Source organism: Ignisphaera cupida, assembly GCF_030186535.1.
Taxonomy (GTDB): domain Archaea; phylum Thermoproteota; class Thermoprotei_A; order Sulfolobales; family Ignisphaeraceae; genus Ignisphaera; species Ignisphaera cupida.
This window is the reverse complement of the sequence record NZ_JASNVW010000006.1, coordinates 54540-67511: the sequence shown is the minus strand read 5'-3', so window position 1 is coordinate 67511 and position 12972 is coordinate 54540. Positions and strand designations below refer to the sequence as shown.

The 12972-nt window shown below is 34.5% G+C and carries 11 protein-coding genes; 4 read left to right on the top strand and 7 right to left on the bottom strand.

Features of this window, described 5'->3' with window-relative positions:
- The 4 genes from QPL79_RS08145 to QPL79_RS08130 all read right to left on the bottom strand — a co-directional run.
- A partial coding sequence (locus tag QPL79_RS08145) for a TCP-1/cpn60 chaperonin family protein (protein WP_285274318.1) occupies nucleotides 1–664 on the bottom strand: 664 nt, incomplete at its 3' end.
- Between the two features lie 84 nt (nucleotides 665–748).
- Nucleotides 749–1618, bottom strand: coding sequence for a hypothetical protein (locus tag QPL79_RS08140; RefSeq protein WP_285274317.1), 870 nt, complete (start codon nucleotides 1616–1618; stop codon nucleotides 749–751).
- Nucleotides 1619–1624: 6 nt separating this feature from the next.
- Nucleotides 1625–1978 carry a hypothetical protein gene (locus QPL79_RS08135; RefSeq protein ID WP_285274316.1) on the bottom strand — a complete coding sequence of 118 codons (354 nt, stop codon included), beginning with the start codon at nucleotides 1976–1978 and terminating at the stop codon, nucleotides 1625–1627.
- A 1-nt stretch (nucleotide 1979) separates the two neighbouring features.
- Nucleotides 1980–2801: a hypothetical protein gene (locus tag QPL79_RS08130; RefSeq protein WP_285274315.1), complete on the bottom strand. Its 822-nt coding sequence runs from the start codon at nucleotides 2799–2801 to the stop codon at nucleotides 1980–1982.
- Nucleotides 2802–3064: 263 nt separating this feature from the next.
- On the opposite strand from QPL79_RS08130, the gene QPL79_RS08125 reads away from it, so the two are divergent.
- Nucleotides 3065–5683, top strand: coding sequence for an adenosylcobalamin-dependent ribonucleoside-diphosphate reductase (locus QPL79_RS08125; RefSeq protein ID WP_285274314.1), 2619 nt, complete (start codon nucleotides 3065–3067; stop codon nucleotides 5681–5683).
- Here the strand turns inward: QPL79_RS08125 and QPL79_RS08120 are convergent.
- On the bottom strand, nucleotides 5680–6645 hold the full coding sequence (locus QPL79_RS08120; RefSeq protein WP_285274313.1) for a tRNA guanosine transglycosylase family protein: 966 nt from the start codon (nucleotides 6643–6645) through the stop codon (nucleotides 5680–5682). The two genes, QPL79_RS08125 and QPL79_RS08120, sit on opposite strands and share 4 nt — an antisense overlap.
- 167 nt (nucleotides 6646–6812) lie before the next feature.
- On the opposite strand from QPL79_RS08120, the gene tes reads away from it, so the two are divergent.
- Nucleotides 6813–8594: a tetraether lipid synthase Tes gene (gene tes, locus QPL79_RS08115; RefSeq protein ID WP_285274312.1), complete on the top strand. Its 1782-nt coding sequence runs from the start codon at nucleotides 6813–6815 to the stop codon at nucleotides 8592–8594.
- 117 nt (nucleotides 8595–8711) lie between these two features.
- Nucleotides 8712–10154, top strand: coding sequence for an ATP-binding protein (locus QPL79_RS08110; RefSeq protein ID WP_285274311.1), 1443 nt, complete (start codon nucleotides 8712–8714; stop codon nucleotides 10152–10154).
- 135 nt (nucleotides 10155–10289) lie between these two features.
- On the opposite strand, the gene QPL79_RS08105 is transcribed toward QPL79_RS08110, so the two are convergent.
- Complete coding sequence (locus QPL79_RS08105; protein ID WP_285274310.1) at nucleotides 10290–11411, bottom strand: DegT/DnrJ/EryC1/StrS family aminotransferase; 1122 nt, start codon at nucleotides 11409–11411, stop codon at nucleotides 10290–10292.
- A 17-nt stretch (nucleotides 11412–11428) separates the two neighbouring features.
- On the bottom strand, nucleotides 11429–12559 hold the full coding sequence (locus QPL79_RS08100) for a M24 family metallopeptidase (protein ID WP_285274309.1): 1131 nt from the start codon (nucleotides 12557–12559) through the stop codon (nucleotides 11429–11431).
- Nucleotides 12560–12710: 151 nt separating this feature from the next.
- Here QPL79_RS08100 and QPL79_RS08095 point away from each other — a divergent pair, with 151 nt between their 5' ends.
- Entirely contained in the window at nucleotides 12711–12944 is a 234-nt protein-coding gene (locus QPL79_RS08095; protein ID WP_285274308.1) for a hypothetical protein, read from the top strand.
- Nucleotides 12945–12972 lie beyond the last annotated feature (28 nt).

The window sequence follows — 12972 nt, the reverse complement described above, 5'->3', positions numbered from 1 at the left end:
AGCTACCACCTCTCTTTTTCTCTATTTTAACCATGTCAAGCTTCACATCATATGTTCCATCAGGTCTTTTCTCAGCAACTCTGAAAGCCGCTTCAATAACCATGTCCATTAGCTTGTCTATGACATCAGGTGTTGCAATATATTTACTTGCCAAGGTTGTATATAGAGCTTTTTTAATCTCTGCCTTGGTCTTTTCCCTTTCCTCTGGCTTATCTAAATCACCTACATAAACCTTCATACCTATTTCATCTAATATTTCCAGAGCTCTTGATAATGCTTTTTTATAACCTTCTATTATAGTTGTTGGATGTATACCCTGATCCAAAAGCTGCTCAGCTTTGTCGAGTAAAGCACCTGCTAATACTACAGCTGATGTTGTGCCATCTCCCACTTCTGCATCCACAGCTTTTGCAGCTTCTACTAGCAGCTTTGCTGCTGGATGCTGAACCTCCATTTCCTTAACTATTGCAGCACCATCATTTGTTACTGTAATGTCTCCAAAGCTATCAACAAGCATTTTATCAAGTCCCTTTGGACCTAGGCTTGTTCTTAGTATTTCTGACAAGATTCGAGCAGCCATAATGTTAGCTCTTAAAGCTTCGCGACCATGAGTTCTCGAGGTTCCTTCTCTCAATATTAGCACAGGTATTCCGTACATTGCCATGTTATGTCACCACCATAGTCTAGTCTGTGTTTAGAAGAGGTTCTATATAAGCTTTTATGAAAAACCCATATTAAATCTTCAGATTTAGTGAGATATTTTGAACTGCTCACAATATTCACAAACCTGCTTATCACTAAACGAACCACATACACGGCATCTACTAGTTTTTGCTATAACAAAACTTTGTAATAGCTCAACAGATTTAGAACTTGAATACATCAACTCAGGCGATTTGAGAAAGATCTTATATGCTTTAAGAAAATATTCATCAACATTTATCCTTATTTTATTTAATTCCTTACATAATTTCACCATATCCTTTAGTGAATAAGCCAAGTAGATTACGTCATGAGAAAACACATTATAAAAAGGTCTCACTATCTTTACACTCTCAACATATTTTACCGGCATACCCTCCCCAAAAACTGTTTTGGACAAGAGCAGAAAACCCATTATAGACAACATGGTCATTTCATCCCTAAACAATGTAGATACTACACTTTCTGCTTCACTTTCCTTAGCTATTTCCACAGATACTGCATCAATGTATTTAACCATATGAATAAAGGATTTTGAGATTACATCAAGAGAATATTTAACTGTATATACTTCGTATTTGCCTTTAACATGTTCTTTAATTTCATTATCAACAATTTTACAGTCTACTATATTATCTGGACACAAAATTTTGTATTCTAATTCAAAATCTTTTACTGCTTGATGCAATATCAAAAATGATTCTATAGATAAGGGAATATTGTCTCCTCTTATTGCAAAAACAATTTTTTGATTCTTTCTAAACATTTTATAATAGTGGGAATTTTTTCGTGTTTGCTTCACAACACTATTAAATAAACAAAGTTTGCAAAGCTTCTCACCAGACGTTATTCTATGGTATGTAGCATGTCTTTTGTTGCAGGAAGTACAAATTGGTTGAGGTACTTCAATTATCATATTCATTCATCTTTTTACAAATCTTATTTGAATTGATCTAGATCTTAGAACCTCCCTAATACCTCTTTTCAACACTGTTAAATCATTTTCTAAATTGTTAAACACACCTTCTTGAGAAAATATGCAGACACCATCTAAATATAGATTCAGCATAATGTTGTAAGCACTTCTCTTATCATTACTAGTATCATCAACAACTAACACTGTGTATATCGTTGGTAAAGACTCTTCCTCCAGCGTTTTCAGAAGTTTCATGACATAGCTTTTATTTGCATATTTTGATATAACCGCAACTAAGGTAAGTCTATATTTCACTATGTACTCATTTACTTTTTTAATGTCTTTTACCTCAATAACCATTTTATTTTTCACTTTCACGTTGCTTAATTATGTCTGCCAGAACACTTCTTTCTTCATTAGTTAAAAATACTTCTACATCAAGTAAATCTTTATTCTCACCTGGAGGTTTTATGCCAATACTACTTAAATAAACATAGCCATAATTTATAGCCTTCTTTACATCTTCTAATGATTCCTTATGTGCAAACTCAATGAGCATGTTCCTGAAGTTAAGAGCTTTCTTTAATTCACCTTCAGATACAGTGGCTCCACATACTAAACATGATAAATCTGGCATTAAAGAATTGAATCCGCATCTAGGACATTGCAATGGGAGTATGGGATAACGTTTTAAGGTCCACGCATGTCTCCAGGAATCTTTCAATCTTTCAATGAGATCTGTTCTAGCTAATTTTAATGCTTCATTGTAAAGTCTTGGAGCATAAAGTAATACTGCTTCATTAATGTTGTTAACAATAAACTCGATTTGGGATTCACTTAATTGTCCCCTTAGTTCAAGAATTGCAACAGCAATTAGCGAATAAACTTTGTCAATATTTCGCTTAATTCTTCTAACAATGGTATCCATGTCTAAAGTAGAAGAGTCTCCTCTAACAGCATCAACTATTCTTGTAAAAATTGCAATGTATTCTTCGTTACTTAAATTTAGAAAGTCTAAACCCGTAGAGGATACAAGCTCATTAATATGTTTAGAAACCCATTCTTCGGTATCAACAAATCGTCTTCTACTTACTGATCTACTTGTTTTACTTGTAGTTGAGATGCGCTCATATTTTGTTGACGCAATTTTTTCCTCTTTTTTCGTCTTCTTTGATTTGGGCATAATCTTGCCACTTTCCCTATGACATATTTTAGCACAGCGTATAACAATTTAGTGCTTAAAAGATATATTAAAATAATGTTAAAACCTGAATTTATTAAGTACTCCCTTCACTGTAAAACACAGCTCATAATTATGAGATTAATTCATGTAGTGTAGTAATTCTAATGTAATTCAAGAAGACATGTACTGCAACATAGTTTCGTCTACCTCTAGCACATATTAGTTTCCAAAGCAAAAATAGTTTTTTGCCGAGTGAGTAAGAAATGACATTAGAGTCGCATAGAGTTCCAGCATCTGTTCTAGAGTCACAGAGCATAGAATCCATAAACATTAGTGTTATTAAGAGAAGTGGTAATAGAGAAAAATTCGATGCCTATAAATTATTGAAAAGTATTATTGCTGCATGTAATGGTTTGTGCAGCGATGCTGAGGCATGGAACATTGTTAAAAATGTTATTGAAGAACTTAAGGGTAAGAATGAGGTTTCCGTTGATGAAATTGTTGATAGAGTTGAAAGAATTTTTGTAATGAGGGGTTTAGAAAATCCTAAATGGTTTGAAGTTGCAAAGTTGTATGAACTTGGTAGAATATATAAGGATGTCTATGGAAAGGGTAAGCCAATAGACATAGATCCTAGGGATAGAAAACTGTCATTTTCAGCAATAAAGGTATTAGCTAGTAGATATCTGCTTAAAGATGCTAAGACATGGAGATTTAAAGAAACTCCGCAAATGATGTTTAGGAGAGTTGCTCATGCTATTGCTGAAGCAGAATTTGTCTATTGTAGAAATAAGGGAAATAGTGATGAATATTGTAGTGAAGCTACAAAATTTTGGGAAGAGAAATTCTATGAAATTATGAGTGATTTGAGATTCTTGCCTAATTCACCTACTTTGATGAATGCAGGTACAAGACTTGGGATATTATCTGCGTGTTTTGTAATACCTGTTAGAGATGCTATTACAACACCAGAAGGCGATGGTATATATGATGCTGTAAGAGCGCAAGCAATAATATTTCAGCAAGGTGGTGGAACAGGATTTGATTTCTCAGAGCTAAGACCAGAGGGTGATATAGTAGCGTCAACTGGGGGTGTGGCAAGTGGTCCAATATCATTTATGAAAATGTTTGATGCTAATACAGACGTAATTAAGCAAGGTGGAAAGAGAAGAGGAGCTAATATGGGTGTTCTTCATGTGTGGCATCCAGATATAGAGAAGTTTATAGATGCAAAAAGTGGTAAGCTTAAAGACATCAATCTACAAAACTTCAATATCTCCGTTGGTGTTTATGATTACTTTATGGATGCCGTAATTAAGAAGAGTAAAGTTCCTCTCATAAATCCAAGAAGAACAAATGTGCGTCCTGATTTAGGCAATGACTCGCGATTCTACATCATTTCTAAGGCTAGACATTATCTCAATGAGGACTGGGTTCAAGAAGCTATACTGGAGGAGCTTGAATCTAAGGGAGGTAGTATATGGATTGATGAAACAGTTATGGTTACAATTGATGAGGCTATGGCAATTGCAGAGGACAAGGATGCTATTGTGAAGTATGAAGATGCCTCTAAGCTATTTGAGAAAATTGTTAGAAATGCTTGGGATTCTGGAGATCCAGGCTTGTTATTTGTGGATACAATAAATAGAAGACATCCAGTGTGGTATCTTGGGAAAATAAACGCTACAAATCCCTGCGGCGAACAACCATTGCTTCCATGGGAAAGCTGCAATCTTGGAAGCATTGACTTGTCAAAGTATGTTTATATAGATTCTGAGGGGATGCCGCGTATTGCATGGAGACAGTTGGCAGAAGATTTAAGAGTTATAGCCAGGTTTATGGACAATGTTATTGATGTTGCTAAATGGCCCTTGCCACAGCTTGAACAAGCTATTAAGAGAACTAGGAAGATAGGTGTTGGTGTTATGGGATGGGCATACATGTTGATTAAACTTGGTATACCATATGATAGTGTTGATGCTATATATCTTGCTTATCATCTTGCTGAGTGGATAGAATACAACCTTGCACTAGCTAGTATAGAGCTGGCAAAGGAACGTGGTTCATTTCCTATTTATGATTCATCAAAGTACAAACCAACATGGCTTACAGCAAAACCTTTAGAGGAATTGCTCAACATAGCAGGAATTAAAGATAGACCCAGTAAAAAAGTACTTGAACTGTTATCCGATAGACCATTAGTTAATTGGAATTATATAGAGAAGCTCAGAAAGGAAGTGGGAATGAGAAATGCTACACTAACTAGCATAGCACCCACCGGAACTATAAGCATACTAGCTGGTACATCATCCAGTATAGAACCAATATTTGCAGTTGCATATGAAAGACATGTAACTGTAGGAACATTCATAGAAATTGATCCTCTGTTTCTAGAATATTTAAGAAAATATGAGCTTGACAATGCTGATATGATAAAACTTGTAGCTGAAAGAGGTAGCCTATCTGAAATACCCTTTGTGCCACGTTCTCTAAAAACTCTCTTCAGGACTGCTCATGATATAGAGCCTAAGTGGCATGTTCTTCATCAAGCTGTATGGCAACAATGGGTTTGTGCAGGAGTTTCTAAAACAGTGAATTTAAGATTTGATGCTACAGTAGAAGATGTGAGGGAAGTTTATATTCTGGCATGGCTTTTGGGCTGCAAAGGAATAACAGTATATAGAGATAAATCCAAGGCCCAGCAAGTAATATATGTTGGAGTAAAAATGAGTCAAACAACTCCTCAGAAAACTTCAGCTGAAAGCATGCAACAGACAGCAAAAGAAGGTATACAAAAAGGATACACATTAACATCGCTAAAAGGTATTGGCGAAGCAATAGAAGATATTGCGCATAGCAGCTGTCAAACATGTGAATATTAATTGTGGTACAAACTCTTAATTCTCTTATCCAATAATTTTATAAGTTCATCTACATTAAGCCTAGCTATTTTCTTAACATACTCTATAATCCATGAATACCCATTTGACTTTTCAAGCACATCAGGATAGTGTTTAACAATCCATGCATTAATTATGGCTCTACCACGAAATGTTTTAATAAGCATATCCACTTTTTCGATGTATGGAAACCCAGATTTTTGAAGAGCATTAACAAGCTTTTCAAAATCCTCTTTAGATAAATCCTTTCTTCCAAAACTTGCCTTTCCATTACCAACATATCTTTCACCACATCCCGGAACAATGACCTTACCATAAGCAGCCTTGACACGCCACGATGAAGAATCCATTGATTTTACTCCAACTATTTTCAAAGCTGTATACAGTGTTGAAGTGCCACCAATTCCAAGTGCGTGAATATCGCCATTGAATAATTTAGATAGCAACGCAAGTGGTATTAATGGTGTTGTCCTACTACCTCTACCACCTTTGGCAAGTGATGGTGGAACAGCTCCACCATATCCAATTAGTTTAACTCCATAGCTTTTGTATACATCAAGAGCTTTGAAGAATAATGAACTTTCATAACAATGTATTATAGGCACTATGTTTTTGTCATCAAGTTTTGAGTAGAGATATTCAAAGTTCTTTATATTTTCATTAACAAGTTCTTTGGTTGTATAACAAAATCTAGAAGGGGGAATATCTAGAGACATAAAATAGTCACCTTCAATTCTTCTGTACCTACTCAAGACATCATCAACTGTTAGTTTCATGCCTTTAACCATCACTTGGTAACCCCCTGAATCAACCCATACAGTAGTTGCTGTTGGTTTTTCCCATTTCCAGCGAATACTATTAATCATTAAATCTATGTTTGGCATGTAATCCCATAATCTTATCATAGTATCTGGAACAACAAAGACAATTTTTGGAATTTGCATTTCAGTAACAACCTAAAAATAGATATTGAATGAATACTCTCTTTAAGTGGAAAGCTAAATAAAGAGTTCCAGACTAATAATATTTTAATATCTTGCGACATCTAGTGTTAAACACGAAAGAAATTTATACTACAAAATTGGAAGGGTTAACAGGATAGGTGCTTTAATTGGACGACCTCAAAACCCCTGCAATTGTGGCTAATGTTGATAGAGAAAAAAATGTTGTTTATGTTGGTAAGAAAGTTATTTCGCTTGGTGGAATTTCTCCAACAATTAAAGAGGGGGAAAGGGTTATAAGATATACATCGTCGTTGTGCCCCTATTGCTTTAGACCCTTACCTGCAATCATCATTGAAAGAGAGAATAGGCTATACATAAGACGTCACTGCCCTGAGCATGGCGAGATTGAGGAGGTGTATTTTGAAGATGCTGAAATGTATAGAAAATTTGAGAGATATGGTTTTGAAGGTGTTGGTCCAGGGTATGTATACACTGCGGCAACAGCTCCATGCCCTTTCAACTGTGGGCTTTGCCCCTTACACAAGTCTCACACAGCACTACTTAATGTTGTTGCAACAAATAGATGTGACTTAAGCTGCTGGTACTGTTTCTACTATGCTGAGAAAGCAGGTTATGTGTATGAGCCTACAATAGATGACATAAAGAAAATGGTTGAGGCTGTTAAAAAACAGCCAAACATTGTTGTTGCTGTGCAATTAACAGGAGGAGAACCAACATTAAGAGATGACTTAGAAGATATTGTTGAAACTCTAAGGAAAATGGGTGTTAGACATATACAATTGAATACGCATGGAATAAAGTTTGCTAGACTTTACTTAGCTAATCCAGAGGAGGCTATTAAATATACAAAGCGTTTAAGAGATGCAGGGGTAAACACTGTTTATCTAAGTTTTGATGGTGTTACTCCAGAGACAAATCCAAAGAACCATTGGGAAGTTCCCTACACACTTGAGGTTTTCAGAAATAGTGGTATGACGAGTGTAGTTTTTGTTCCTACAGTCATAAAAAGTGTTAATGATCACGAACTAGGTGATATAGTTAAGATAGCGGCATATAATATGGATGTTGTAAGAGCCGTTAACTTCCAGCCTGTAAGTCTTGTTGGCATGATGCGAAAACAAGATAGAAACAGGTATAGAATTACTATTCCAGAGGTTATAAGAAAATTGGAGGAGCAGCTAAATGGAGAAATAACAAAAAATGATTGGTTTCCCGTAGGTGCTGCAGTGCCAATAGCTAGATTTCTAGAGTTGCTGGATCCATCTAAAAAAGCTGAATTCACTACACATCCAGCATGTGGCGCAGCCACATATGTTTATGTAAAGAGAGTTAATGATTCAATAGAATTCGTACCAATAACAAGGTTCATAGACGCTGAAGGACTGCTTGACTACTTAGAGAAGAAATATGAATCTCTAAAAACAAAGCCAGCATTTCTCACAAAAATCCTTGGAGCAACATCTATATTGTCAATACTAAACAAGTTTGTGCTATGGGATAAAGTTCCAGATGAAATAAAGAAAGAGTTTAGATCAATATTACTCGATATTTTCATACATAGAAACTATGAAGCTTTGGGAAAGTTTCACTACAAATTCCTCTTCATTGGAATGATGCATTTCATGGATGAATGGAACTATGATGTTGAAAGAGTTATGAGATGTGTTATACATTACGCTTTGCCTGACGGAAGAATAATACCATTCTGTGCCTTTAACATACTTAACGATATTTATAGAGATACGCCACAAAAAACATATGGAATTCCAATTGAAGAATATATTAAGAAATATGGCGAGAAAGTACTTCAGGAACAGAAATATGTGCGAACAAAAGATTTAATAGAAAAAATGATTAATGGAGAACCTTATAAGAAATTCTATAGACCTGTTATGGATAAGCTGAAAGAGTTTTACACAATATCTTGAGATAGACCAAAGATTTAAATATTTAAGCATGTGTATAATTGTAGTTTTAAATCAATGTGTTTTTATGTACTACATTTAAAAACTTTCCAAGAAAGTTCTACTTAAGGTGCAACTATAGTGAGTCATAATATTGAGCATGCCAGAATAGTAACATTTACACCAGTTAAGCTTAGTGATTATAAAATAGCAGTTGTGGAAACAGCCCCCGTAAAACCAAATCTTAAAATTGTAAATTTGGTAAACATTATTTCAAAGGATTTGTCCAGGCCCATCAATATCAATATTAAACATGTTATAAAAAGCAAGAACTTTGCAAAAATAGGAGATGATGAGCTTAGCTACATTGTTTATCTAATGTCTTCTTCAATTATTCCTCTATATCTACATAATTTTGATCCACAACTTCAATGCATTACCTCATATATAACCATGTCAAGAGATGAAACCATAACCATACATACAGTTGCTTTAGTAACTAAAAAGAATTTCAAGAATATTGGGAAAAGATCCACAGTATTTATTGCCATTGTAAAGGCTATGAATAGAAACATAAAAATGAAAATGGTTAAGCAATTTTATAGAATGTCATGGAATCTATTAGCGTATAAGCTTCGTGGAATTGCTGATGATGTTGATTCTACTCCTCCACAAAGAGTTTACACATTACTTGTGCAACTTAGTAGTGAGAGAGAGACAAATGTTATTGAAATATCTATTCCAGAATTCAATGAAGCTATAAGGGTTAAGATACCGATAAGAAAACCTCAATGGAGTTTAAATGACATTCCTCCAAAGCTTAGAAATGATATTGAAACAGTAATAGTGAGACCAATTCTTGCTAAAGCTTCCTATGCTCCTAAGGGAATACTAATCACAGGCCCTCCTGGTGTTGGTAAAACAGTTTCTGCAGAAGCTATATCAAGTGCATTGAAAATGAGAATAGTGGAACTAAGGCCAAGCACATATCGCTCTATGTGGTATGGATTAACTGAAAAAATATTGGAAGAAACATTACAAGCCGTGAAAAGAAAAAAAGATGTAACTGTTCTTCTAGATGATGTTGATTTTCTTATTGGCAGACACTTAGCAATTCACGAAACTCATGTCTCAGAAATAACAATATTTCTCAGATTTCTCCAAAGTGAGGAGAAGCCCTTAGTTATTTTAACAACTAATACACCAGAGCTTTTAGATCCTGCACTCGTCCGTCCTGGTAGAATAGATGTTGTTATGTTAATGGGTTATCCAGATAGAGAATTCAGAAAATACATAGCTATGAAGAGTGCTAAGAGATATGGTCTAGAGTTAAAGCCTCACATTATTGACTTAATTGCAGATGCAACAAGATGGTTTACTCATGCAGAAATAGATGCATTAATTAGGCTTGCAGCTAGCAAATCAGAGGGTAATATACATGAAGATGCTATTATGTGGGCACGTCAAAGATTTACCATCAACGAATCCATTAGAAAAGCTATTCAAGATAGATTGAGATGGTTTGGGGAGCAATTCCAAGGAATAACAATAAAATATGTTCCAAGCGATAGTGAAATAATGTAGCCTTGTTTAAACATGCTTTAAATATGCCACATGCTATACTATAGAAATTTCTTCAAAAATTAGTGAACTACTATTCTTAATTTTCAAAACATTTTATGTATTGGAATATAATGATTGTTAAAACCAATGTCATATTCATAACTTAATACATGATTGTATGCAATGTTTACATACATCAGCAACAAATTTTGCATCATTTTCACTTAGTTTAGGATGCACTGGAATGCTTAGTTCTCTTTGCGATAAAACAGATGAGTTGATGCAACATTCCTTGTACTCTAGTTTTTGAAAGAGTGGTTGTTTATGTAAAGGTAAAGGGTAGTGTATTGCTGTTTCGATTCCTGCAGATTGCATACATTTAATTACACATTCCCTATCAACACTAGGTAACAACTTCAATGCATATACATGATATACATGCTTTGCCCACTGGGCTTCGTAAGGAGTTTCTACATAACCTTTTAACTTAGTCAACTCATTTGTCAATATCATTGCATTTCTTCTTCTGATCTCATTTAATCTATCCAATTTCCTCAGCTGTGTTAACCCAAGAGCTGCTTGAATTGATGTTATTCTGTAGTTCCCTCCTAATTCCTCATGAACATATCTAGCTACTTGCCCATGATTTCTTAGAAGTTTAACTTTTTCAATGAATTGCTTATTATTTGATAAAATCATTCCACCTTCACCAGTAGTCATATTCTTTGTAGCATAGAAACTAAATATTGCAGCATCACCAAAACTACCAACTTTCTTTCCCCAAGCCTCAGCGCCATGAGCTTGTGCAGCATCCTCTATTAGAAGAATTCCTTTATCAGAAGCAATATCCTTTATAGCCTTAATATCTGCTGGATGACCAAAAAGATGAACAGCTATTATTGCCTTAGCACTTGTTTCACTAATCTTTTTTTGCAAATCATCTATATCAATGTTAAACGTTTCATAATTAACATCTACGAATACAGGTATTGCACCAACCATTAGAGCACTAGTTGCTGTTGCTATAAATGTATAATCAGGAACCAAAACCTTATCACCATTGCCAATACCCAAAGCCTTTAATGAAAGCATTAAAGCTACTGTTCCATTACTTACAGCTGCAGCATGCTCAACTCCTATATAGTTAGCAAACATTTTCTCAAAAGATTCCACCACAGGGCCATGCGCCAACCAACCAGACTTTAATACAGATACAACAGCCTCAACATCATCATCTTCTATAACAGGTTCAAATAGCCTAACTCTGTAGCTACTCATAACATTAAAACACCATGTTACAGCTGTATAACTCTTGGTAAAGTTGTTAAAAGCTTTCCTCCCGAAGAATCTATATACACATTCTCCTCTATCCTAACACCAAATCTATTATAGATATAAATACCAGGTTCAATAGTAACAACATCACCAAGTACCAACATATCTGCGGAACTTGATGAAATTCTTGGTGGTTCATGTATATCAACTCCTATACCATGTCCAAGACCATGGATAAAGTATGTATCAATATTTTTTCTCTTCATCAAGTCTCTTGCAATTGAATCAATAAAGCCTGCTTTTATATCAGATTTCAATTCCTTAACTACTGTATCTATAACTTCGTTTAACGAGTTTATGTATTCATGCACACCTTCGTATTCAGCAGATAAATTGCTTCTTATTAATATCCTTGTTACATCAGATACATAACCCTTGAATCTTACACCAAAATCAATTAGTATTGGCTCTCGACCACTAAACTTAACAGCTTGAGGTATGTGATGAGGTTTTGCGCTATTCCTACCTATTGCAACTATAGGCGTAAAAGCAATGCCATCAGCACCAAAACTTAATGCCAATTCTATTAACTTTCCAGCAATATCTTTCTCGCTAATTCCAGAAGCTATTAAAGTAGAAACTTCTTCAATTGCTTTTTCAGATATTCTTATAGCGTTTTTAATCATGGATACCTCCTCATCCAACTTTGTTCTTCGAATTTTGTTAATAAGTGGTTTAATATTTACACATAGTCTCGATTCGCAAGCTGATAAAGAATCTGAGGCTATGGCTCTTGCTTTATCAATTAAATTTTCTATATTCTTCTTCATTTCATCAGAACCAATCACATTAAGGTTGTCTAAAAATGTTGTTGACCAAGAGAAAAAGGGTACAATATTTAACATTGGAATATCACCATAATACTCCCTAACCCGAAAGTAATCAAGTAATGAAACATATGCAGTAACAGACGATGTTCTCATATCTATTACCACAGATGTAACTGATACTTCATTTGGTGGTGGATTATAAATCTCAGCAAAAAGATATGAAAGAACATCACTACTTCTTAAAATAATTAAATCTACATCAAAACTTTTCCTGACTTCACTCATTATTTTTTCAATTTTTAATTTAAACAATGTCTGCATTTCAGTTCACTAGTAGAATATTGCTAGCAAGTTAGCAAAAAATTTATGAGTAACCCAGTATAATCTTACCTATTAGAGTTTGAACAACAACTAATACACAATAAACAAGCGACACATCCATTAAATAGAGACTTAGTGAAGAGGTGCCATCATGAGCACCATAAGAAAAAATGCAAATCCATGCCCAAAATGTGGTACAGCAATACAATTAGCTATAGAGAGTGAACATAGAAGTAAGGAAATAATAATTACATACAACTACTCATGTCCTGTTTGCAAATATAAAGAAGCTGCTGAGCAAATAAATATAAAATTGAATGGAGATAAAATATTCATAGTAAAAAATCTTGAAAAGAACTTAAAAACACAAAGATTTTTTACATAAATTCCAAATAATTGACCTAGACTTTGTG